The organism is Streptomyces sp. 1222.5 (assembly GCF_900105245.1).
Classification (GTDB): Bacteria; Actinomycetota; Actinomycetes; order Streptomycetales; family Streptomycetaceae; genus Streptomyces; species Streptomyces albidocamelliae.
Genome location: NZ_FNSZ01000001.1, coordinates 4,513,240 through 4,535,872 on the forward strand (window position 1 = coordinate 4,513,240; position 22,633 = coordinate 4,535,872).

Consider the following 22,633-nt stretch of genomic DNA (forward strand, 5'->3'; position numbering starts at 1 on the left):
GGGGCCCTCAGAACCAGGCCATGGCTGCCCGCCGCAGCCACTCGTGGGCCCGGGCGATATGCGGCATGGCCAGGGTGCCGCTGCGCACAGCCAGGAAGTAGGTGCGCAGCGGCGGCACGGCCGGCTCGTGCAGGGGCACGATCGCGCCATGATCGAGGGCGGGCGCGCACAGGTAGCGGGGCAGCACCGCCAGCCCCGCGCCCGCGATCGCACAGGAGAGCACGGCCCGTAGGTCGGGGACGACGACCGCGCCCGAAGCGGCGGGCCGGGAGTCGAAGACGGAGGCCCAGTAGCGCGCGACGAGCGGCAGCGACTCGTGCACCTCGACGACGGGCAGGTTCTCCAGAGCGGGCGCACCCCTCAGGCGCAGCGTTTCCGGACCGATCCGTTCCGCCCAGCGCGGCGCGGCGACCAGCACATGCTCCTCGTCGCAGAGCGGAGTCGCGGTGAGCAGGGCCCCGCGCGGCCGGGCCGTGCTGATGGCCAGATCATGGTGCCCGGCCGCCAGCCCGTCCAGCGCCTCCTCGGCGGTGCCGAAGGAGGCGCGCAGCATGAAGGCCTGGCCGTCGTCACCGGTCAGCTCCGTGAGGGCGGGCAGAGCGCGTTCGGCGGTGAACTCCGGCGGACCGGCGAGGTGCAGCGTCCGCAGTGACGAGTCGTCGTCCAGACCGCTCTCCGCTATCTCCACCAGGGCGTCGAGGTGCGGTGCGGCCTTGTGGGCCAGCTCGTCGCCGGTGGTCGTCGGGGTCACACCCCTGGCCCGGCGGAGAAAGAGGGGCCTGCCCAGCTGCCGTTCCAGCGTGCGGATCTGTGAGGTGACCGCCGGCTGGGAGAGCCCGAGCAGGGCTGCGGCGCGGGTGAAGGAACCGGCCCGGTGCACGGTGACGAAGGTCCGCAGCAAGGCCAGATCCATGGCGTGCCCTCCCTTGTCCCTGCCGTCCTCCGGCCCCCGGGCAGACACCAACTATAAATATGTCGATAGGTCTCTGTCTCTAGCGTGATTGGACACTGACACAGGGTCAACTAGCCTTGTGCGAACGGTTCTTCGCGCGCGGAACCGGGACGGTCCGAGCCACGAGGGGGGAGGTTCGGACCGTCCGCAGACATCAGCAGACAGACCCGTTCCCGGTCATTCGGCGGACGCGTCCAGAGCACGGAGCAGGTCGGCCACCAGGTCCTCGGGGTCCTCGGCGCCGACGGACAGACGGATGAAGCCCTCCGGGACCGCGTCCCCGCCCCAGCGGCGCCGGCGCTCGGCCGTCGAGCGCACCCCGCCGAAGCTCGTCGCGTCCTCCACCAGCCGCAAGGCCTCCAGGAAACGCTCCGCACGCGCGCGCGTGGGCAGCGTGAACGAGACGACGCAGCCGTAGCGTCGCATCTGCTGCGAGGCGATCTTGTGCGAGGGGTCGTCGGGCAGTCCGGGATAGCGCAGATCGGCCACCTCGGGCCGCTGCCGCAGCGCCTCGGCGACGGTGAGGGCCGTCGCGTTCTGCCGGTCCACACGCAGCTGCAGGGTGGCGATGGAGCGGTGCGCGAGCCAGGCTTCCATGGGACCGGAGATCGCGCCGACGATCTTTCGCCAGCGCCGTACGGCGGCCATCGCCTCGGCGTCGCGGCCGGCCACGTAGCCCAGCAGGACGTCTCCGTGCCCGGTCAGCTGCTTGGTACCGCTGGCCACGGAGAAGTCGGCGCCCAGCTCCAGCGGGCGCTGTCCGAGCGGCGTGGCGAGCGTGTTGTCGACGGCCACCAGGGCGCCGCGCGCGTGTGCCGCCTCCACGAGCCGCCGGATGTCGCAGACGTCGAGCCCGGGGTTCGAGGGGGTCTCGATCCAGAGCAGCTTGGCGCCGTCGAGGACCTCCAGCTGGGCGTCGCCGCCGGTGGGCGCGGTGCGCACCTCCACGCCGTACGCCTCCAGCTGGGCGCGGACCATCGGCAGCACCTGATAGCCGTCGGAGGGCAGCACGACGGCGTCCCCGGCACGGAGCTGGGAGAAGAGCGCCGCGGAGATCGCCGCCATGCCGGAGGCGAACACCAGCGTCTCGACGTCCTCCCGGCCGGGCGCCTCCAGCTCACCGATGGCGCGCTCCAGCAGGGTCCAGGTCGGGTTGTCGTCACGGCCGTACGAGTACGGTCCCGTCACCTCGCCGGGCAGGTGGAAGTGGGCCGCGAACACCGGGCCCGGCAGGGTCGGCTCGTGCTTGACCGGCTCGGGCAGCCCCGCCCGTACCGCGCGCGTGCCGTCGCCGGTGTGCCGCTCGTTGCTGGTCGCGTCGCTCATGCGGCCCGTCCTTCCAGTCGTTCCCGTACATCGGCGAGCAGGCCGGTGCTCGCAGCTTCAACCATCTCAAGACACTCCTCGAAGCCGTCCGGCCCCCCGTAGTACGGGTCGGGCACGTCGAGGTCGGCGGCGGCGGAGGGGTCGTACGAGCGCAGCAGACGGACCTTGCGGGCGTCCTCCTCGGTGGGCGCGAGCCGGCGCAGGGCCGTGAGGTGGCTGAGGTCGAGGGCGATCACCAGGTCCAGCCGGGCGAACCACGACGGCTGGAACCGGCGGGCGACGTGCCCGGCGTCGTACCCGTGCTCCTCCAGGATCCGGACGGTGCGCGGGTCGGCGGCCTCGCCCTCGTGCCAGCCGCCGGTGCCCGCGCTGTCGGCCTCCACCCGGTCCCCGAGGCCGGCCTCCGCCAGGCGCGCGCGGAACACGGACTCGGCCATCGGGGAACGGCAGATGTTCCCGGTGCACACGAAGCAGACGCGGTAGGTCATGGCGCGCTCAGTCCTCGTCGGGCAGGACGACGTGCAGGGCCCAGGAGACGATGGAGATGATCAGGCCGCCGAGCACGGCCGCCCAGAAGCCCTCGACGTGGAAGCTCAGGTCGAGCTTGCCGCACACCCAGGACGTCAACAGCAGCATCAGCGCGTTGACGACCACGGTGATCAGTCCCAGGGTCAGGATGAACAGGGGGAACGTGAGCACCTTGACTATCGGCTTGACCAGCCAGTTCACCAAGCCGAAGATCAGCGCCACGACGATCAGCGTGCCGGCCTTCTTGGCCGTGTTGTCACCGGTCAGGGTGATCTTGTCGAGCAGCCACACAGCGACCGCCAGGGCGCCCGCGTTGGCGATCGTCTTGACTACGAAATTCTTCATGTGTCTGATCGTGGCAGACCTGATCGGGAGTGGGCAGTGAGACGAGGGCGGCAGCGGCGATGAAGGCATTCCGGCTGGACGAACTGGAGGCGGAACGCGCCGCCAACGAGGGTGCCTACCTGCAATTCCTGCGCGAGCGGAACATGTCGGTCGGCCTCTACGCCCTCAACGCGGGCGAACACGACCCGCAGAATCCGCACAACCAGGACGAGGTGTACTTCGTCGTCAGCGGTCGCGCGTCGATCACGGTCGGTCTGGAGACGACCGAGGTGGCCCGGGGCAGCGTCGTGTACGTGCCCGCCGGTGTCGCCCACAAGTTCCACCACATCAGCGAGGACCTGAGGGTTCTGGTCGTCTTCTCTCCGCCCGAGGCGTGAGGCCGGACCTCGGGGTTCCCTAGGGGACGGGTCAGGGGACGACAAGGGATGCGGTTGCCCCATCGGACCCCTGCCCGGCCCTAGCATCGAGAGCGGAACATCGACAACGCACGAGACGCAAAGGACGAGGCGATGCGAGAGATCTTCGCGGGACTGCCGTGGTGGGTGAAGTGGGTCGCGGTGCCGGTCATCGCCCTGGTCGTGTTCGGCGGCCTGATAGCGACCGTCGTCGGTTTCGTGATCGGCCTGCTCTTCAAGGCGCTGGTCTTCGTCGCCCTGGTCGGCGGACTGATCTACATCGTGCGCAAGTTCATGTCGAACTCCTCCTCGCGCAGCGACTGGTGAGGCACCCGGGGACCGGGGACCCATGACGGGAACCGGTTCCCTCGGGCGGGGGAAGTTTCCCGATGAGGCCGACTGCGCGCGGTGGCGGGCCGTTAGAGTCCAAAACTCCTCGCGGGGTCCGGCCCCGTGGGCGGCGCAGCCCCCACCCGTGCACCTCCTGCGCACGGGCTGACCCCCCTCGCGCTTCGGGAGAGACCCTTGGCCACGGTTGACACCGCACCGGCGGAAGCCCACGCTCCCCCCACTCCACCGCGCTCCTGCGCACCCCCTGCTCCACCACGTTCGTGCCCACCCCCCGTCCACCGCCCGCCCGCGGTGACCGTCCCGGGGCAGCCGCACGCCACGGACCACCCGGAGCAACTCCCGGCGACGGGGCCGGCCGGCCGGCGGGTCTCCGCGGGTGTCACGGAGCCCCAGGGCGCCGTCACCCTCATCGGCTCCGTCCAGCGCGCCATGCGCCTGCTGGAGGCCGTCGCCACCCATGGCTACGGCGCCCCCGCCAAGCAACTCGCCCGCGAGACCGGTCTCGCCCTGCCCACCACGTACCACCTGCTGCGCACGCTGGTGCACGAGGGCTATCTGCACCGGGAGAAGGGGCTGTTCTTCCTCGGTGACGCGGCGGAACGGCTCAGCAGCAGCGGGGCGCAGCAGAAACGTCGCAGCACAGTGGCGGACACGCTGGCGCACTGGCGCGATTCCATCGGTGTCCCGGTGTACTACGCCATGTACCGCAACGGCGAGATCGACGTCATGTGCGTCTCCGACTCCCCCGAGGCGCCCGCGGTCGAGGAGTGGGCCGACTTCCGCGAGACCGGCCACGCGCACGCCATCGGCCAGTGCCTGCTCTCCCAGCTCGACGAGGACGCCCGGCGCGACCATCTCGCCCGCTACCCCACGCAGGCCCTCACGCCGTACACCGTGCGGGACAACGATGCCCTGCTCCGACGGCTCGGCCGGACGCGGCGCATGGAGGCCGTGGTGGAACGGCAGGAGTACGCGCTCGGCACCGTCTGCGCGGCGGTCCCGATCACGGTGGGCACCACCGCGGCCACCATGGCCATCTCCCTGCCCGCCCGCCATGCCGACCGGCTGCTGCCCGCGGCCGAGCGTCTGCAGGCGGAGATCGGGCGGCATCTGGGCTCTCTCACACTCTCTATCAGTATCTGAAAACTTACTCCTTGTGATCTGCTGTGTACTTTCAGCAAGATTTGACCACGGTCAGAGGGATCAATCCCGGCCAGTCGATGTCATATGACGGGATAGGCGATGCGCGAGTCCGTACAGGCAGAGGTCATGATGAGCTTTCTCGTGTCGGAGGAGCTCTCCTTCCGCATTCCGGTGGAGTTGCGCTACGAGACCGGTGATCCCTATGCGGTGCGCCTCACCTTTCATCTGCCGGGTGACGCGCCGGTGACCTGGGCCTTCGGTCGCGAGCTGTTGATCGACGGGGTGGGTCGGCCGTGCGGGGAGGGGGACGTGCACATCGCCCCGGCGGACGCCGAGGTGCTGGGGGAGGTGCTGATCCGTCTTCAGGTCGGTTGCGACCAGGCTCTGTTCCGGTCGTCGGCCCCGCCGCTCGTGGCCTTCCTCGATCGGACCGACAAGCTCGTGCCGCTGGGACAGGAGGGCGCGCTGGCCGACTTCGACGCTCATCTCGACGAAGCGCTGGACCGCATCCTCGCCGAGGAACAGAGCGCCGGCTGAGGCGTAGCGGCCACGGCACCGGACGCCCCGCTCTCCTTCGCGGAACTGTGCAGGAACGCTTCTGCACAGGGCGGGGGGTCTCACCGGGCCGATCGGCTACCGCTTCCGGCGGCGCCCCCGCCCCGTGCGGGCCGGGTCGGGCTGGGCCGTGCCGGCCGGAGCATGCGGGCCGGAGCGGTCGGCCGACACCACCAGCGCGGCGAGCGCGGTCGTGACGGGCACCGAGGCGACCAGGCCGATCGACCCCACCAGGGTGCGCACGATCTCCTCGGCCACCAGCTCGCTGTTGGCCACGGCCCCGACGCTGCTCTGCGCGATGGAGAACAGCAGCAGCAGCGGCAGCGCGGCACCGGCGTAGGCGAGGACCAGGGTGTTGACGACGGATGCGATGTGGTCGCGGCCGATGCGGATGCCGGCCCGGTACAACCCGCGCCAGCCCATCGCCGGATTGGCCTCGTGCAGTTCCCAGACCGCCGACGTCTGCGTCACGGTGACGTCGTCCAGCACGCCGAGCGAGCCGATGATGACGCCGGCCAGCAGCAGGCCGCTCATGTCGATCGACGGGTAGAGCCCATGGATCAGACCGGTGTTGTCGTCCGTGTTGCCGGTCAGGGCGGCCCAGTCGATGAACTCCGAGCCGAGGACGCCGATCAGCAGGAGGGAGACCAGGGTGCCGAGCACCGCGACCGACGTCCGGGCCGACAGCCCGTGGCACATGTAGAGCGCGATGAGCATGATCGCGCTCGCCCCGACGACGGCCACCAGCAGGGGATTCGAGCCCTGAAGGATCGCGGGCAGGATGAAGAAGGTGAGCACCATGAAACTCACGGCCAGCGCGACCAGCGCCATGACCCCGCGCAGCCGGCCCACCACGACGACCGCGATCGCGAAGATCCCGGCGAGCAGCGCCATCGGGAACTTCCGGTTCACGTCCGCCACGGAGTACTGCAGGTTCTTGGGTGCCGCGGGCTCGTAGGCGACCACGACCTTCTCACCCTGGTGCAACTGCCGTGACTGGTCGGGCTGCACGATCTCGGTGAACGTACGGCCCTCGTCCTTCCCGGTGTCGACACGGATGGTCGCCTTCTTGCAGGTGCCGCCCGTCTCCTGTGCCCCGGCGCCGCCCTCGGCGGTCGAGGTGTCGCCGGCCGGGGTGCCACCGGAGGCGTTCACCGACTTGCAACTCACCTCGACGACCCGGGTCACCGTGGCCTGCTGGGTCTGCCGGTCGAAGCCGACGCCGGTGCGCTTGTGCGACGGCGCTCCCCCGGGCCACAGCACCACCAGGCCGACGAGGACCGCCGCGGTGAACGGCACCAGGATCGCCGCGATGACCTTGCGCAGATGCCGGGAGACGGGCGCGGCGGGCCCATGGCTGTGGCTGTGACCGAGCGTCTGAGGGCGGGTGTGCGCCTCGTCGTGGCCGTGGTGAGGGTGGCCGTGCCCGTCACCCGCTTCCTGCCCGTGGGCGCGCTCGTCCCCTCGTCGGCTGCCCGCTGCCGGGCTGTCCGGGCGGCGCGGCTCGGGCGGCTGGTACGGGTACTGCTCCATCCTGGTCACCACCAGATCATCGCAAGAACGGCAGGGGCCCACTGTTCACCGCGCCACATATGACGCTAGCGTGGAGGCACCTTTGCACACGCGGGAGCTCGGAGCACCGGGCTGAGAGGGCGCTGACCTCCGTATTCGCGATGTTTCACGTGGAACGACGTCTCACGGGAAGCATCGGCCGACGGAAGCCGCTGCGTCGACCGCCGAACCTGTTACCGGGTAATGCCGGCGTAGGGAGTAGGTCTCATGACCAACAAGGACGCACGCACGCCTGCCTCCGTTCAGGGTGAGAAGACCCAGGAGGCCGGGAAGTCCATCGGCTGGCACAAGGCGTACGTCGAGGGTTCGCGCCCCGACATGCGGGTGCCGGTCCGTCAGGTGCACCTCACCAACGGGCAGTCGGTCACGCTGTACGACACATCCGGCCCGTACACGGATCCGCTCGTCGAAACCGACGTCCGCAGGGGCTTGGCGCCGCTGCGGGAGAACTGGATCGTCGGCCGCGGCGACACCGAGGAGTACGCGGGCCGTCCCGTCCGTCCCGAGGACGACGGCATCAAGCACACCTCGCCGCGCGGCGGGTTGCGGAACCTGGACGCGGTCTTCCCCGGGCGTCCGCGTCAGCCGCGCCGCGGTCGTCGCGGTGAGGCGGTGACCCAGCTCGCGTACGCGCGCCGCGGGGAGACCACGCCGGAAATGGAGTACGTGGCCATCCGGGAGAACGTGTCTCCGGAGGTCGTCCGCGAGGAGATCGCAGCCGGCCGCGCCGTGCTGCCGGCCAACGTCAACCACCCGGAGATCGAGCCGATGATCATCGGTAAGCGCTTCCTGGTGAAGGTGAACGCCAACATCGGCAACTCGGCCGTGACGTCCTCCATCGAGGAGGAGGTCGAGAAGATGACCTGGGCGACCCGCTGGGGCGCCGACACGGTCATGGACCTCTCCACCGGGCGCAACATCCACACCACCCGCGAGTGGGTGCTGCGCAACTCCCCCGTGCCCATCGGCACCGTGCCGCTGTACCAGGCCCTGGAGAAGGTCGACGGCAGGGCCGAGGAACTGACCTGGGAGATCTACAAGGACACCGTCATCGAGCAGGCCGAACAGGGTGTGGACTACATGACCGTCCACGCCGGGGTGCGGCTCGCGCATGTACCGCTGACGGCCAACCGCAAGACCGGCATCGTCTCCCGCGGCGGTTCGATCATGGCCGCGTGGTGCCTGGCGCACCACAAGGAGTCGTTCCTGTACGAGAACTTCGAGGAACTGTGCGAGATCCTCGCCGCCTACGACGTCACGTACTCGTTGGGCGACGGCCTGCGGCCCGGCTCCATCGCGGACGCCAACGACGAGGCACAGTTCGCGGAGCTGCGCACGCTCGGGGAACTCAACCGCATCGCCAGGCGTTTCGACGTACAGACGATGATCGAGGGCCCGGGGCACGTCCCGATGCACAAGATCAAGGAGAACATCGACCTTCAGCAGGAGATCTGCGATGAAGCTCCGTTCTATACGCTCGGCCCGCTGACGACGGACGTCGCGCCGGCGTACGACCACATCACCTCCGGCATCGGTGCCGCGATGATCGCCTGGTGGGGCACGGCGATGCTCTGCTACGTCACGCCCAAGGAGCACCTGGGCCTGCCCAACCGGGACGACGTCAAGACCGGTGTCATCACCTACAAGATCGCCGCCCACGCGGCCGATCTCGCGAAGGGCCACCCGGGCGCGCAGGAGTGGGACGACGCGCTGTCCGACGCACGCTTCGAGTTCCGGTGGGAGGACCAGTTCAACCTCGCCCTGGACCCCGATACGGCACGGGAGTTCCACGACGAGACCCTCCCGGCGGAGCCCGCCAAGACGGCCCACTTCTGCTCCATGTGCGGCCCCAAGTTCTGCAGCATGAAGATCTCGCAGGACATCCGCCGCGAACACGGCGGCAGCAAGGCCGAGATCGAGGAGGGCATGGCGCAGAAGTCGAAGGAGTTCGCGGCAGCGGGCAACCGGGTGTACCTGCCGATCGCCGACTGAGCGGTGCGGGGAGCGGCGGCCCGGGTGTGGCCGGGCTGTCGCTCCCCGCGGTGTCGGGGAGGTACCCCTGGGCCTGCGCGCACCGCAGACTGGCGGCATGACAGCGAGATCAATGAGCAAGGGCGCGAACCTTCCCGTCGGCTCCGCGGCGGTGCGCGCCGAGTTCGCCTGGTCCGAAGGGCCGGGCGTGCCCGACGCCGATGCCTCGGCGCTGTTGCTCACAGGGGCGGGGCGCGTTCGCGACGACGGTGATTTCGTCTTCTACAACCAGCCGCGGCACGGGTCCGGCGCCGTCAGACACCTCGGAAAGCAGCCAGGAGGGCCGGGGCGGGGCGTCACGACGGACACGGTCGAGGTGGATCTGCGGGCGCTGGAGCCGGCCGTCGAACGCGTGGTGCTGTGCGCGTCGGCGGACGGGGGGACGTTCGGCCAGATGCGCCAACTGACCCTGAGAGTTCTCGACTCGGGGACGGGGGAAGAGCTGGCCCGTTTCGACATGGAGGCCACGACGGAGACGGCGTTCATCGGTGGCGAGCTGTATCTGCGCGAGGGGCGGTGGAAGTTCCGTGCGGTCGGTCAGGGATACGACTCCGGGCTCGCCGGTCTGGCGACCGACTTCGGCATCACCGTGGACGACGCCCCGACGGCCCCGACGACCGCGACCGTCCCCGCCGCGCCGCCGGTGACACCGCCCGCCCCGTCCGTACCGGCGGGGGGCCCGGCCCTCGGCAAACCGGAGGACCGGCTGCCCGTGGACATGCGCAAGCGGCTCTCGTTGCGCAAGGAACAGGTGGCGGTCAGCCTGACCAAGCACGGTGCCGCCGGTGTCACCGCACGGGTCGTTCTGGTGCTCGACGCCTCCGGCTCCATGTCCCCCCTGTACGCGAAGGGTGTGGTGGCCGACGTGGTGGAGCGCATGGCCGCGGTCGCCGCCCAGCTCGACGACGACGGGGAGATGCAGGCCTGGACGTTCGCCTCGCATCCGGCCCGGCTGCCCGATCTGCACATCGGTGAGCTTCCCGACTGGCTGCGGCTCCATGTCCGCGTCGGTGAGCTGAGCGTCTTCCGCCGGAACAAGAAGCCCAGGAAGGGGCTGGAGCCGGGGCAGGTGGACATGCGGGCGGTCGGTATCCAGAACGAGGAACAGAAGGTGATCGCCCAGGTTCGGCAGTACGTCCGGGAGAGCCCGGCCGCCGCCCCCACCCTCGTGCTGTTCTTCTCCGACGGAGGCGTCTACCGCAACGCCGAGATCGAGCGGGAGCTGCGGGAAGCGGTGGAGGAACCGGTCTTCTGGCAGTTCGTGGGCCTGGGGCGGTCCAACTACGGCGTGCTGGAGCGCTTCGACACCATGCCGGGCCGCCGGGTCGACAACGTCGGGTTCTTCGCCGTGGACGACATCGAGAAGGTCCCCGACCCGGAACTGTACGACCGGCTGCTGTCCGAGTTCCCCTCCTGGATCACCGCCGCCCGTCAGGCCGGCATCCTCTGAGCCGGTGCTGCCGAGCCGGCTGGGGCCGCCGGAGTCCGGAGCGGGCTCGGCCGCGCACGGCACGGCCGGGTCCCGGTGGGCTCCCGGCCGGCGCGGGCGTCGTCACTCCGGCTGGTGCTCGGGGCCGCCGAAGTCCGGGCTCGTGTAGTCGGGGCTGGTGAAGCTCGGGCGGCCGGAGGCGGTGCCGTCGTCGGGGCTGGTGAAGCCGGGACGGTCGTAGCCCAGGCGCGGCATGCGTCCGGTCGGGGTGGGCGGGGTCGTGCGGTGCAGCGCCGCCGGGCCGGGCTCGGCGAGCGCCTCGCGCAGGAACGGCAGGATGCCCCGCTCCAGCAGGGCGTCCCGCCAGGCCTCTCTGGCCCTGGCCAGTTCCGTGTGCGCGGCGTCCCGTGCCTCGGCCTCCGCGGAGGTGCCGTTGCGCAGGGCGGTGAGCAGCAGGCCGACGGCGGCGACGAGGATCGCGGCCGCGGTGACGGCGCCGAAAACCCAGCCCGCGGTGAGCATGGTCCGGGCGAAGGACTGCCGGGGGTCCAGCATCTTCAGGATGTAGCCGACGAGCAGGAAGATCACCGCGGCGGTCCCGGACAGGACCGGAGCCAGTACGGCGACGACCGCGACGGCGCCCGCGCCGGTGGTCTCGGCCGTCTCCCCGAGGGCCGCGGCGAGGCTCGCCGTGTCCGGTGCGGGGTCCGTGGTGGTGGAGTCGCCGCCGGAGGCGGGGGCGGACAGCGCCGGGTGGCGCAGTTCGTCGCGGATCTTCAGGTAGTGCTGGTACTCGGCCGCCGCGGCCTCGGTGATCAGGGCGGTGGCGTTGAGCGCCATGGTGCGCAGTTGTTCGGGGTTGAGCCGCTGACCGACAGCGGCCAGTTCCGGTCGGGACGGTGCGGAGCGCAGCGCCTCGTCGAGGAGCCGCTCGAATTCCTGGCGGTCCTCGCTCTGCAGGTGCTGCGGAACGCTGTTCATGTGCATCCCCCGATGCTCCGTAGGGCTTGGGGCTCGCACGCCGGCGAGCCGTCGGGCAGAAACGGAGGGGAGCCTGCTACGGATAAGCCGATGGTAGAGCCGTGGCGGTACACGGTGACAGGGGGTTGACGGAAATTCGGTCACCTGCTCCGCGCGGACCTCGCCGGGATCCGCCCGCGCGGGGAACGGTCAGGCGTCCAGGGGCAGTTGCCGGACCAGCAGCTTCCCGGCCATGGTGACGCCGCCGTCCATGGCGATGGCGAGCCCGTCGGCGTAGATGTGCGGTCCCTCGACGACGGGGTCGGAGCTCTCCTCGCCGTCCTCCTCGGAGCCGACCTCGCCGAGGAGGTACGGGATGGGGCTGTGGCCGTGAACGACCCGGGTGCCACCGTACGTATCGAGAAGTGAGCGAACGGCGTCGGCGCCGCCCTCGTCGCGGAAGGAGAAGCGTTTGGTGAACTTGCGGAACAGGTCCCAGACCTCGTCGGCGTCGTTGCGGGTCAGGGCCTCGCGGACGGTGTCGTTGACCGCCTCGATCGAGTCGCCGTAGTCGAGGTAGGCGGTGGTGTCGGAGTGGACGAGCAGATAGCCGTCCACCTCCTCGACGGCGTCGAGGCGGGCCATCCACTGCAGGTGGTGGTCCTGGAGTCGGTCCATGTCGGTCTTCTGGCCGCCGTTGAGCAGCCAGGCCGCCTGGAAAGTGGCCGTGCCGGCGCCCGAGTTGACGGGGGTGTCGCCGAACCGCTTGGCGCCGAGCAGCAGGAGCTCGTGATTGCCCATGAGGGCCTTGCAGTAGCCGCCGGCGGCCGCGGCCTCGGCGGACAGCCGCATCACGAGGTCGATGACGCCGATGCCGTCCGGGCCGCGGTCGGTGAAGTCACCGAGGAACCACAGCCGGGCGGTGCCGGCGCACCACTGGCCCGCGGCGTCGACCAGCCCCTGCTCCCGCAGGGCGGCCATCAGTTCGTCGAGGTATCCGTGGACGTCACCGACGACGAACAGCGGTCCGGGCCCGGTCGTCGGCTGCGGTGCCGCGGCGGGAGCCGGTTCGACGGCCACCTGGACGGTGTCGCCGCGGTTGATGACCGGCAGGTCGCGCTGGGTGGGCGTGTAGCCCTCGGGGTACGCCTCGTCGAGGGGCGGGGCGGTGTCGCCCGGGTGGACGTCGTGGACGTCGTGGACGAACGGACCGGTCTCATGGACGTACGCCGGTACCCGGAAGTCGCGCAGCGTCGCCGTCCGCTCCACCTCGGGTCCCTGACCGGCCCCCTGAGTCATCAGACCCCTCCACCATCGCGCCGCATCTGCACCGCTTCGGACTGCCTGGTCGCAGCGGTCCACGGTGTCGTGCGCCCATCATAGGAATGCGCGGCGCGACGTGTGATGACCCAGGGGTGGTGAATCGGAACAAGACTCCGGTTCGCTGCGGCATTCGCCCCGTTTGGGCAGATGTTCGGACGGTCACCGGCCGTCTGCCGACGATCCCGTGCGCCCGCGGGCGCACGGGACGGGAGCACACCGACGGCCGCGCGCCCCGACCGTGCACCACGACACGCCCCCGGCCGCGGACCCTTCCCGCGCTGGGCCCGCCCGGCCTACTTGTCGTCCGGCGTGCGGGGCGGGCTGACCGTCGTGCGCGGGGGACGCCGCTGGGAGGAGGTGCGCACGATCAGCTCGGTCGGTATCACCTGCTCGACCGGCTGGTTCGACTCCACGCCCTCGATGGCGTCGATGAGCAGCTGGACGACGGCGGTGCCGATGCGGCGTGGCTTCAGGGACAGGGTGGTGATCGGCGGCTCGGTGCTGGCGTACACCGTGGACTCGCTGCAGCACACGAGCAGCAGGTCGTCGGGGACGCGGAGCCCGTAGCGGCGGGCGGCGGCGAGCAGGTCCGTGCCGTTGGGGTCGAACAGCCCGTAGACGGCGTCCGGCCGGTCGGGGCGGGCGAGCAGCCGGTCGGCGGCGACCGCGCCGGCGCACGGGTCGTGGGCGGGGTAGGCCTCGTAGACCGGGTCCTGGCCGACCCGCTCGCACCAGTGCAGGTAGGCGGTGGTCGACAGATGGGTGTACGTGTCCGTCGACGTGCCCGTGAGCAGGCCGATGCGGCGGGCGCCGGCGGCGGCGAGATGGTCGAGGATGCCGAGGACGGCGGCCTCGTGGTCGTTGTCCACCCAGGCGGTGACCGGGAGCGAGCCGGCCGGACGGCCGTCCGAGACGACCGGCAGTCCCTGGCGGACGAGCTCGCTGACGACCGGGTCCTGGTCGGAGGGGTCGATGACGACCGTGCCGTCCAGGGCGACGTTGGACCACACGTCGTGGCGGGAGGTCGCGGGCAGGATGACCAGCGCGTAGCCGCGGGCCAGCGCGGCCGAGGTGGCGGCGCGTGCCATCTCGGCGAAGTACGCGAACTCCGTGAAGGTGAAAGGTTCATCCCCGTACGTGGTCACGGTCAGGCCGATCAGCCCCGACTTGCCGGTACGGAGGGTGCGGGCGGCGGCCGAGGGTCGGTACCCCAGCCGGTCGGCGACCTCGCGTACATGGCGCCGGGTGGCATCCGGGAGCCGGCCCTTGCCGTTGAGGGCGTCGGAGACGGTCGTGATGGAGACCCCCGCGGCGGCGGCCACGTCTCTGATGCCGGCCCGGCCGGGCCGACTGCCTCGACGTGAGGTTTCCGCGCGGCTCACCTGGTGCTTCCCTGCTGCTGTCATGGCGAGCCGATAGTAGGGCTCATGCAGTGGGGTAGTGCGGACGCATATGCACGCGTTGACAGGCACGTTTCTGCATGGTCATCCTGTATCAACTGCCATGGAAAACAAGGAAGTTACGCGCTCCCATGCTAAGACGTGACTTGTCGACGCGCATGAGCCTGCCAAGTGCCCGATGTCTCGAAGAGGTCTCAACTCACCTTCACGGGTGATGCGCGCCACGGCGCAAGCCACCGGCGCATAGATATATGTATGGCGCGCCCCCGAAACGTGCGCCTTCGTACGGTGATGCCCCTGATGCCGGTGGGACGGACGAGCTTCACCCCGCGCGGTCCCGCACTCGTGCGCATCGCCTTCCCGTAGCCGTACGCATTGCCGTCCCGCACCTGTTCGCAGCGGCGCCGAATCCTCATAAGGTGAGGAGTATTGGAAGCCGGCGGTGTCGACAGGCCGCCGGTGGTCGCGAGGAGGACTGCGGTGAGCGAGATGAGCCCCAAGCTGCGCGCCGAGCTGGAGGGTGTCCCCACCTACAAGCCGGGCAAGCCCGCGGCGGCCGGAGGGCCGGTCGCCTACAAGCTGTCCTCCAACGAGAACCCGTATCCGCCGCTGCCCGGTGTGCTGGAGAGCGTCACCACGGCCGCGTGCGACTTCAACCGGTACCCCGACATGGCGTGCACCGGGCTGATGAACGAGTTGTCGGAGCGCTTCGGAGTCCCGCTCTCCCACCTGGCCACCGGTACCGGCTCGGTGGGTGTCGCCCAGCAGCTGATCCAGGCCACCAGCGGACCCGGCGACGAGGTCATCTACGCCTGGCGGTCCTTCGAGGCCTACCCGATCATCACGCAGATCAGCGGCGCCCGGTCGGTGCAGGTCCCGCTCACGCCGGGCGATGTGCACGACCTGGACGCGATGGCGGACGCGATCACCGACCGGACGCGTCTGATCTTCGTCTGCAACCCCAACAACCCGACCGGCACGGTGGTGCGGCGGGCCGAGCTGGAGCGGTTCCTCGACCGGGTGCCCTCTGATGTGCTGGTGGTGCTGGACGAGGCCTACCGGGAGTTCATCCGTGACCCCGAGGTGCCCGACGGTGTCGAGCTGTACCGGACGCGGCCCAACGTCTGCGTCCTGCGGACGTTCTCCAAGGCGTACGGGCTGGCGGGACTGCGCGTCGGTTTCGCGATCGCCCACGAACCGGTGGCGGCGGCGCTGCGCAAGACGGCGGTGCCGTTCGGTGTGAGCCAGCTCGCACAGGAGGCCGCCATCGCCTCGCTGCGGGCCGAGGACGAGCTGCTGGGCCGGGTCGGCTCACTGGTGTGCGAGCGCACGCGCGTGGTCGACGCGCTTGGCGCTCAAGGCTGGACGGTGCCGGAGACGCATGCCAACTTCGTGTGGCTGCGGCTGGGGGAGCGCACGGTCCCGTTCGCTCAGGCCTGCGAGAAGCACGGTGTGGTGGTCCGGCCGTTCCCGGGTGAGGGTGTGCGGGTGACGATCGGGGAAGCCGAGGCGAACGACATCTTCATGAAGGCGGCGGAGGCGTTCCGCAAGGAGCTGTAGGCGGCGCCTGCTCTACTCGTCGATCAGTTCCACCCGGATGGGGTCGCCGTCGCGCACGGTAGCCAGGACGCCGGCGTCCCCGTCCACGCTTCCCAGCACATTGCACGGGCTCGCGAGGCGGCACTCGGCCCCTCGCGAGATCGGTGTGGGCCCGTAGGGGAGGGCGAGCGCGTCGCCGTCCGTCCAGAAGGCCACCGTGCCCGGTTCCACGACCTCTCGGGCGTCCGTTTCACGTGAAACGGAGACTCCTGTGTCGAAATACACCTCCTTGCCCCATGTGTGCGCGGTCGAGGTGAGCGGCAGCGCCTTGGTGAGGGCCTGAGTGGTCGGGCTGTCTTCTTCGAGGGTCGCGGTGAGGTTCCCCGCGGGCCAGGAGATCCGTATCTGCATGGCGCGCAATTCAACAAGATGTTGAAGTCCCTGCCAAGGCCCTGACGCGAAGGCGAAGGAGGGACCCCCCTTCGATTGCCGAAAATCAGTGCGTCATAATAGCTTGTGAATGTGAACGCGTTCACAAGCGCGTCCCGTTTGCTCCGTATGCGTGCAGCAAAAGGGGCAAACCGCCGCTGTACCACGGCGTAGTAAGGAGAGTGACGACGTGGACCTGGCTCTGGCGCCGGAGACACTGGCGCGCTGGCAGTTCGGCATCACCACCGTCTACCACTTCCTGTTCGTCCCGCTGACCATCTCCCTGGCCGCCCTCACGGCCGGGCTGCAGACGGCCTGGGTGCGCACGGAGAAGGAGAAGTACCTCAGGGCGACCAAGTTCTGGGGCAAGCTCTTCCTGATCAACATCGCGATGGGCGTCGTCACCGGCATCGTGCAGGAGTTCCAGTTCGGCATGAACTGGTCCGACTACTCGCGCTTCGTCGGGGACATCTTCGGTGCCCCGCTCGCCTTCGAGGCCCTGATCGCGTTCTTCTTCGAGTCCACCTTCATCGGTCTGTGGATCTTCGGCTGGGACAAGCTGCCCAAGAAGATCCATCTGGCCTGCATCTGGATGGTCTCGATCGGCACGATCCTCTCCGCGTACTTCATCCTCGCGGCGAACTCCTGGATGCAGCACCCCGTCGGCTACCGGATCAACAAGGCGAAGGGGCGTGCCGAACTGACCGACTTCTGGGCCGTGCTGACCCAGAACACCGCCCTCAGCCAGGCCTTCCACACCCTGTCCGCGGCCTTCCTCACCGGCGGCGCCTTCATGGTGGGCATCGCCGCCTACCACCTGGCCCGCAAGAAGCACGTCCGCGAGATGAAGACCTCGCTGCGGCTCGGACTGATCACGGTGGTCATCGCCGGTCTGCTCACCGCGGTCAGCGGCGACACCCTCGGCAAGGTCATGTTCAAGCAGCAGCCGATGAAGATGGCCGCCGCCGAGGCGCTGTGGGACGGGCAGAAGCCGGCACCGTTCTCGATCTTCGCCTACGGCGATGTCGAGAAGGGCCACAACACCGTGGCCGTCGAGATCCCCGGTCTGCTGTCCTTCCTCGCCGACGACAACTTCACCTCCTACGTCCCCGGCATCAACGACGTCAACAAGGCCGAGCAGCAGAAGTTCGGTCCGGGCGACTACCGGCCCAACATCCCGGTCGCCTTCTGGGGCTTCCGCTGGATGATCGGCTTCGGCATGGCCTCCTTCGCCATCGGCCTGGCCGGCCTCTGGCTGACCCGCAAGAAGTTCATGCTGCCGCAGGCCCTCAGGGTCGGCGACGACGAGGTGCCGCACCTGGTGCTGTTCAGGAACAAGGCGCTCAGCCCGAAGCTCAGCCCCTGGTTCTGGCGTATCGCGACCTGGACCATGGCCTTCCCGCTGATCGCCAACTCCTGGGGCTGGATCTTCACCGAGATGGGCCGCCAGCCGTGGGTCGTCTACGGCGTCCTGCAGACCCGGGACGCGGTCTCCCCCGGCGTCTCCCAGGGCGAGGTCCTCACCTCGATGCTCGTCTTCACCGCGCTCTACGCGATCCTCGCCGTCGTCGAGGTCAAGCTGCTCGCCAAGTACGTCAAGGCCGGCCCGCCCGAGCTGACCGAGGCCGACCTCAACCCGCCCACGAAGATCGGCGGCGACACCCGTGACGCCGACAAGCCGATGGCCTTCTCGTACTAGGCCGAGGGAACAGTCATGGAACTTCACGACGTCTGGTTCGTCCTCATCGCCGTCCTGTGGACCGGCTACTTCTTCCTGGAGGGCTTCGACTTCGGGGTCGGCATCCTCACCAAGCTGCTGGCGCGCGACCGGCCCGAGCGCCGGGTGCTGATCAACACCATCGGACCCGTCTGGGACGGCAACGAGGTGTGGCTGCTCACGGCGGGCGGCGCGACCTTCGCCGCCTTCCCGGAGTGGTACGCCACGCTCTTCTCGGGCTTCTACCTCCCGCTGCTCCTCATCCTGGTCTGCCTTATCGTCCGCGGTGTCGCCTTCGAGTACCGGGCGAAGCGGCCCGAGGAGAACTGGCAGCGGAACTGGGAGACGGCGATTTTCTGGACCTCGCTGCTCCCGGCGTTCCTGTGGGGTGTGGCGTTCGCGAACATCGTGCGGGGCGTGAAGATCGACCGGCACTTCGAGTACGTCGGCGGCGTCGGGGACCTGCTCAATCCCTACGCTCTGCTCGGCGGTCTGGTGACGCTCACCCTGTTCACCTTCCACGGAGCGGTGTTCACCGCCCTCAAGACCGTCGGGGACATCCGGGTGCGGGCACGGAAGCTGGCGCTGTGGACCGGCCTCGTCGCGGCCGTCGTGGCGCTCGCCTTCCTGCTGTGGACGCAGGCCCACAGCGGTGACGCCAAGAGCCTGGTGGCGCTGGTCGTCGCGGTCGCCGCTCTGACGGCCGCGCTCGTGGCCAATCAACTCGGGCGCGAGGGATGGGCGTTCGCCCTGTCGGGCGTCACCATCGTGGCGTCCGTGGCGATGCTCTTCCTCTCGCTCTTCCCGAACGTCATGCCATCCACGCTCAACGGTGAGTGGAGCCTGACGGTCACCAACGCCTCGTCGAGCCCGTACACCTTGAAGATCATGACGTGGCTGGCGGTGATCGCCACGCCGATCGTCCTGCTCTACCAGGGCTGGACCTACTGGGTGTTCCGCAAGCGGATCGGTACGCAGCACCTCGCCGAACCCGCACACTGAGTCCGCCGAGGGTGTGTTTCACGTGAAACACACCCTCTGGGCCGAAGGGGCATGTTTCACGTGAAACCCATCGATCCACGCCTTCTGCGCTATGCGCGTGCCACCCGCCTCTTCCTCGCGGCGGTCGTCGGTCTGGGTGCCGTCGGCGCCGGACTGGTCATCGCGCAGGCGATGCTCATCGCCGACATCGTCGTCGGGGCGTTCCAGCACACGCAGTCCGTCGCCGAACTGCGCACTCCCCTGCTGCTGTTGGCCGCCGTCGCCGTGGGGCGATCGGTCGTCGCATGGCTCACCGAACTCGCGGCCCACCGGGCCGCCGCAGCGGTGAAGTCGGAGCTGCGCGGCCGCCTTCTCGACCGTGCGGCCGTGCTGGGCCCCGGCTGGCTGAGCGGACAGCGGACCGGTTCTCTGGTCACCCTCGTCACACGTGGCGTGGACGCCCTGGACGACTACTTCTCGCGCTATCTCCCGCAGCTGGGGCTCGCGGTGGTCGTGCCGGTGGCGGTGCTGGCGCGGATCGTCACCGAGGACTGCGTGTCGGCGGCGATCATCGTCGGCACGCTGCCGTTGATCCCGCTCTTCATGATGCTGATCGGCTGGGCGACCCAGTCCCGGATGGACCGTCAGTGGCGGCTGCTGTCACGGCTGTCCGGGCACTTCCTGGACGTCGTCGCCGGCCTGCCCACGTTGAAGGTGTTCGGCCGGGCCAAGGCACAGGCCGAGTCCATCCGCCGGATCACCGGCGAGTACCGCCAGGCCACCCTGCGCACCCTGCGGATCGCCTTCCTGTCCTCCTTCGCGCTGGAACTGCTCGCCACGCTGTCCGTCGCCCTGGTCGCCGTGACGATCGGTATGCGGCTCGTCCACGGCGACATGGACCTCTATATCGGCCTGGTCATCCTGGTGCTGGCGCCCGAGGCCTATCTGCCGCTGCGGCAGGTGGGCGCCCAGTACCACGCGGCGGCCGAGGGTCTCGCCGCCGCGGAGGAGATCTTCGCCGTGCTGGAGAACCCGCTTCCGGTGTCCGGCTCCGGCGCGGTGCCGCCGGCGGGTGCGGTGGCGTTCGAAGGGGTCACCGTGCGCTACCCCGGCCGGTCGAGTGACGCGGTGAACGGAGTGTCCTTCGGTGTCGCGCCCGGCGAGACCGTCGCACTGGTCGGGCCGAGCGGCGTGGGCAAGTCGACGCTGCTGGACGTACTGCTCGGGTTCGTACGGCCCACCGACGGCCGGGTGCGGATCGGGGGAGCCGAACTCGGCGCCCTCGACCTGGAGCAGTGGCGGTCGCGGGTCGCCTGGGTACCGCAGCGCCCGCATCTGTACGCGGGGACGATCGCGGAGAACGTGCGGCTGGCCCGGCCGGACGCGGACGACACGGCCGTACGGCAGGCCCTGCGGGACGCGGGCGCGCTGGAGTTCGTGGACGCGCTGCCCGAGGGTGCCGGCACGGTGCTCGGGGAGGACGGGGCCGGCCTGTCGGCGGGGCAGCGGCAGCGACTCGCCCTCGCCCGGGCCTTCCTTGCCGACCGGCCCGTGCTGCTGCTGGACGAGCCGACGGCCGCCCTGGACGGAGCGACGGAGGCGGAGGTCGTAGCGGCGGTACGGAGGCTCGCGGTGGGCCGTACCGTGCTGCTCGTCGTGCATCGGCCCGCGCTGCTGGAGGTGGCCGACAGGGTGGTGCGGCTGCGGGAGGCGCCGGAGTGCCGTGGGGAGGCCGGGCCTGCCGAAGGGCCCCGCTCCCCGGACCCTGTGTCCCGTCCGCTCGCCGATCGGCTCGGCGTGCTGGAGGCCCAGGCGCCGGGGGAACAGCCCGGTCCGATCGCGGGCGGGCCCCGCACGGGGGTGCTCGCCAGGGTTCGGGGGCTTGCCGGGGCACGGCGTGGCCGGCTGGCGCTCGCCCTTCTGCTCGGCAGCCTCGCGTTCGGCAGTGCCGTGGGTCTGATGGCGACCTCCGGCTGGCTCATCTCGAGGGCCTCGCAGCAACCGCCGGTGCTCTATCTGATGGTGGCCGTCACCGCGACGCGAGCCTTCGGGATCGGGCGGGCCGTGTTCCGGTACGCCGAGCGGCTGGTGTCGCACGACGCCGTACTGCGCATGCTGGCCGATACCCGGGTCGCGGTCTACCGCCGCCTGGAACGCCTCGCCCCCGCCGGACTGCGGACCGCCCGCCGCGGCGATCTGCTCACTCGGCTCGTCACGGATGTGGACGCGCTGCAGGACTACTGGCTGCGCTGGCTGCTGCCCGCCGGTGTGGCCGTGGCCGTCTCCGCGGTCTCCATCGGCTTCACGGCGTGGCTGCTGCCCGAGGCCGGGGCCGCCCTCGCGGTGGGGCTGCTGGCGGCCGGCGCCGGTGTCCCGCTGGTGACCGCCAAGGCGGCTCGGCGGACGGAGCGGCGTCTGGCACCAGCCCGGGGCGTGCTCGCGACCCGGGTGACCGATCTCCTCACCGGTACCGCGGAGCTGACCGTCGCCGGCGCGCTGCCCGCCCGGGTGGCCGCCGCTCGCGGGGCCGACGGCGTCCTCACCCGGATCGCCTCGCGCGCCGCCGCCGTCACCGGGCTCGGCGACGGACTCACCGCGCTGGTCTCCGGCCTGACGGTCACGGCCACCGCGCTGCTCGGCGCCCGGGCGGTGGCGGACGGCCGGCTCGACGGCGTGACGATGGCGGTCGTCGTCCTCACCCCGCTGGCCGCCTTCGAGGCCGTCCTCGGACTGCCGCTCGCCGTGCGGTACCGGCAGCGGGTGCGGCGGAGCGCGGAGCGGGTCCACGAGGTCCTGGACGCGCCGGAGCCCGTGCGTGAGCCCGAGCGGCCCCGGCAGGCACCCGCCTCGCCGTTCCCGCTGGTGATCAAGGACCTGGCGGCAGGGCATCCGGGGCAGCGCGGGGACGCGCTGGCCGGCCTCGGCCTCCGGCTGGAGCAGGGGTGGCGGATCGCCGTGGTCGGGGCGTCCGGCGCCGGCAAGACGACCCTCGCCCAGGTGCTGCTTCGCTTCCTCGACCCGCGGGCGGGCTCGTACACGCTCGCCGGTGTGGACGCGACCGCACTGACCGGTGACGACGTACGGCGGCTCGTCGGGCTGTGCGCGCAGGACGCACACCTCTTCGACAGCTCGGTGCGCGAGAACCTGCTGCTGGCCCGGAAGGACGCCACGGACGCCGAGCTGCGCGGGGCGCTCGCCCGGGCCCGGCTGCTGGACTGGGTGGACGGGCTGCCCGACGGTCTGGACACCTTCGTCGGTGAGCACGGCGCCCTGTTGTCCGGCGGTCAGCGCCAGCGGCTGGCGCTGGCTCGCGCACTGCTGGCCGACTTCCCCGTCCTGGTCCTCGACGAGCCCGCCGAGCATCTGGACCTGGCGACGGCCGATGCGCTGACGGCCGATCTGCTGGCCGCCACGGAGGGCCGTACGACGCTGCTCATCACGCACCGGCTGGCGGGCCTGGAGGCGGTCGACGAGGTCATCGTGCTCGACGGCGGCCGGGTGGTGCAGCGGGGCGCGTACGCGGAGCTGGCCGGGGCGGACGGTCCGTTGCGCGCGATGGCGCGGCGGGAGGCGGCGGCGGAGGTGCTCGCGGACGCGCGGTGAGGCGGTGCGCGGCACCGGAAGGCGACGGCCTGCCGGTGCCGCGGACGAACCGTG

General features: G+C 70.5%; 19 protein-coding genes and 1 riboswitch. Of the genes, 10 read left to right on the forward strand and 9 right to left on the reverse strand.

What is annotated here, in order from left to right:
* Positions 1–7: 7 nt before the first annotated feature.
* The 4 genes from BLW57_RS20195 to BLW57_RS20210 form a co-directional block, all read right to left on the reverse strand.
* Positions 8–913 carry a LysR family transcriptional regulator gene (locus BLW57_RS20195; protein ID WP_093476313.1) on the reverse strand — a complete coding sequence of 302 codons (906 nt, stop codon included), beginning with the start codon at positions 911–913 and terminating at the stop codon, positions 8–10.
* 216 nt (positions 914–1,129) lie between these two features.
* Entirely contained in the window at positions 1,130–2,278 is a 1,149-nt protein-coding gene (locus BLW57_RS20200) for a cystathionine gamma-lyase (RefSeq protein WP_093476315.1), read from the reverse strand.
* The gene (locus tag BLW57_RS20205) at positions 2,275–2,766 is read right to left on the reverse strand and encodes a low molecular weight protein-tyrosine-phosphatase (RefSeq protein ID WP_093476316.1); all 492 of its coding nucleotides are present in this window, start codon (positions 2,764–2,766) and stop codon (positions 2,275–2,277) included. The genes BLW57_RS20200 and BLW57_RS20205 overlap by 4 nt, the downstream gene beginning before the upstream one ends.
* A gap of 7 nt (positions 2,767–2,773) precedes the next feature.
* Positions 2,774–3,151 carry a phage holin family protein gene (locus BLW57_RS20210; RefSeq protein ID WP_093476318.1) on the reverse strand — a complete coding sequence of 126 codons (378 nt, stop codon included), beginning with the start codon at positions 3,149–3,151 and terminating at the stop codon, positions 2,774–2,776.
* Between the two features lie 59 nt (positions 3,152–3,210).
* Here BLW57_RS20210 and BLW57_RS20215 point away from each other — a divergent pair, with 59 nt between their 5' ends.
* The 4 genes from BLW57_RS20215 (at position 3,211) to BLW57_RS20230 (ending at position 5,577) form a co-directional block, all read left to right on the forward strand.
* A complete protein-coding gene (locus tag BLW57_RS20215) occupies positions 3,211–3,528 on the forward strand; it encodes a cupin domain-containing protein (RefSeq protein WP_093476319.1) in 318 nt (105 codons plus the stop codon).
* Between the two features lie 132 nt (positions 3,529–3,660).
* Positions 3,661–3,873 carry a DUF5326 family protein gene (locus BLW57_RS20220; protein WP_073887226.1) on the forward strand — a complete coding sequence of 71 codons (213 nt, stop codon included), beginning with the start codon at positions 3,661–3,663 and terminating at the stop codon, positions 3,871–3,873.
* 198 nt (positions 3,874–4,071) lie between these two features.
* Positions 4,072–5,040, forward strand: coding sequence for an IclR family transcriptional regulator (locus BLW57_RS20225; RefSeq protein ID WP_371127800.1), 969 nt, complete (start codon positions 4,072–4,074; stop codon positions 5,038–5,040).
* 99 nt (positions 5,041–5,139) lie between these two features.
* Positions 5,140–5,577 carry an SsgA family sporulation/cell division regulator gene (locus tag BLW57_RS20230; protein WP_073887224.1) on the forward strand — a complete coding sequence of 146 codons (438 nt, stop codon included), beginning with the start codon at positions 5,140–5,142 and terminating at the stop codon, positions 5,575–5,577.
* A 96-nt stretch (positions 5,578–5,673) separates the two neighbouring features.
* On the opposite strand, the gene BLW57_RS20235 is transcribed toward BLW57_RS20230, so the two are convergent.
* Positions 5,674–7,128, reverse strand: coding sequence for a YibE/F family protein (locus BLW57_RS20235; protein WP_093476321.1), 1,455 nt, complete (start codon positions 7,126–7,128; stop codon positions 5,674–5,676).
* An 80-nt stretch (positions 7,129–7,208) separates the two neighbouring features.
* Positions 7,209–7,382: riboswitch (TPP riboswitch) on the forward strand.
* Here BLW57_RS20235 and thiC point away from each other — a divergent pair.
* Positions 7,375–9,159, forward strand: coding sequence for a phosphomethylpyrimidine synthase ThiC (gene thiC, locus BLW57_RS20240; RefSeq protein WP_093476322.1), 1,785 nt, complete (start codon positions 7,375–7,377; stop codon positions 9,157–9,159). Its footprint overlaps the riboswitch before it by 8 nt.
* 97 nt (positions 9,160–9,256) lie before the next feature.
* Positions 9,257–10,648, forward strand: a complete 1,392-nt coding sequence (locus BLW57_RS20245; protein WP_093476324.1) for a VWA domain-containing protein — start codon at positions 9,257–9,259, stop codon at positions 10,646–10,648.
* 102 nt (positions 10,649–10,750) lie between these two features.
* Here BLW57_RS20245 and BLW57_RS20250 read toward each other — a convergent pair whose 3' ends face one another.
* From BLW57_RS20250 to BLW57_RS20260, 3 genes are all read right to left on the reverse strand, one after another.
* A complete protein-coding gene (locus BLW57_RS20250) occupies positions 10,751–11,614 on the reverse strand; it encodes a hypothetical protein (protein WP_093476325.1) in 864 nt (287 codons plus the stop codon).
* A 183-nt stretch (positions 11,615–11,797) separates the two neighbouring features.
* On the reverse strand, positions 11,798–12,886 hold the full coding sequence (locus tag BLW57_RS20255) for a metallophosphoesterase (RefSeq protein WP_093476327.1): 1,089 nt from the start codon (positions 12,884–12,886) through the stop codon (positions 11,798–11,800).
* A 317-nt stretch (positions 12,887–13,203) separates the two neighbouring features.
* Positions 13,204–14,316 carry a LacI family DNA-binding transcriptional regulator gene (locus BLW57_RS20260; protein ID WP_093476328.1) on the reverse strand — a complete coding sequence of 371 codons (1,113 nt, stop codon included), beginning with the start codon at positions 14,314–14,316 and terminating at the stop codon, positions 13,204–13,206.
* Positions 14,317–14,790: 474 nt separating this feature from the next.
* Here BLW57_RS20260 and hisC point away from each other — a divergent pair, with 474 nt between their 5' ends.
* Entirely contained in the window at positions 14,791–15,870 is a 1,080-nt protein-coding gene (gene hisC, locus BLW57_RS20265) for a histidinol-phosphate transaminase (RefSeq protein ID WP_093476329.1), read from the forward strand.
* Positions 15,871–15,882: 12 nt separating this feature from the next.
* Here the strand turns inward: hisC and BLW57_RS20270 are convergent, their stop codons facing one another.
* The gene (locus BLW57_RS20270) at positions 15,883–16,260 is read right to left on the reverse strand and encodes a cyclophilin-like fold protein (protein WP_093476331.1); all 378 of its coding nucleotides are present in this window, start codon (positions 16,258–16,260) and stop codon (positions 15,883–15,885) included.
* Positions 16,261–16,468: 208 nt separating this feature from the next.
* Here BLW57_RS20270 and BLW57_RS20275 point away from each other — a divergent pair, with 208 nt between their 5' ends.
* The 3 genes from BLW57_RS20275 to cydD are packed head-to-tail and all read left to right on the forward strand — an operon-like array spanning position 16,469 to position 22,579.
* On the forward strand, positions 16,469–17,977 hold the full coding sequence (locus tag BLW57_RS20275) for a cytochrome ubiquinol oxidase subunit I (RefSeq protein ID WP_093476332.1): 1,509 nt from the start codon (positions 16,469–16,471) through the stop codon (positions 17,975–17,977).
* A 15-nt stretch (positions 17,978–17,992) separates the two neighbouring features.
* Complete coding sequence (gene cydB / locus BLW57_RS20280; RefSeq protein WP_093476334.1) at positions 17,993–18,997, forward strand: cytochrome d ubiquinol oxidase subunit II; 1,005 nt, start codon at positions 17,993–17,995, stop codon at positions 18,995–18,997.
* Positions 18,998–19,048: 51 nt separating this feature from the next.
* Positions 19,049–22,579, forward strand: a complete 3,531-nt coding sequence (gene cydD / locus BLW57_RS20285) for a thiol reductant ABC exporter subunit CydD (protein ID WP_176985662.1) — start codon at positions 19,049–19,051, stop codon at positions 22,577–22,579.
* Positions 22,580–22,633: the final 54 nt, after the last annotated feature.